This window comes from Neisseria sp. P0021.S007 (assembly GCF_051956855.1).
In genome coordinates this window covers 1-433 of sequence record NZ_JBQCXA010001810.1, presented here as the reverse complement: position 1 = coordinate 433, position 433 = coordinate 1, and the positions used below count along the sequence as shown (strand labels likewise).

1 protein-coding gene is annotated in these 433 nt (G+C 53.8%); it reads right to left on the bottom strand.

Going from position 1 to position 433, the window contains the following annotated elements:
* Positions 1 to 433 (bottom strand): ATP-binding protein (locus ACTHUR_RS21580; RefSeq protein WP_440400865.1); only part of this gene is annotated, 433 nt, incomplete at both ends.

The window sequence follows — 433 nt, the reverse complement described above, 5'->3', positions numbered from 1 at the left end:
TTACCGACGACACAGACTTTGCCGGTCAGGCTGTCGTGGTAAGGAGGGATGCGGTAGCCTTGGTAAATACGGCTGTCGACGCGGACGCCGAAGCCACCGGGCAAGTGGCAACTTTCAATCAGGCCCGGGCTTTGAATGAAGTTGTACGGGTCTTCAGCGTTGATACGGCACTCAAACGCGTGGCCTTCGACTTGAATGTCTTCCTGTTTGTATTGCAAAGGCAGGCCGGATGCGATGCGTAATTGCTCTTGAATGATGTCTACGCCGGTGATGAGCTCGGTAACCGGATGCTCAAACTGAACGCGTGTGTTCATCTCGATAAAGAAGAATTCGCCGCCTTCGTACAGGCATTCAAACGTACCTGCGCCGCGATAGCCGATGCGTTTGCAAGCGTCGGCACAGGCTTTTCCGATTTTGGCGCATTCTTCTTCAG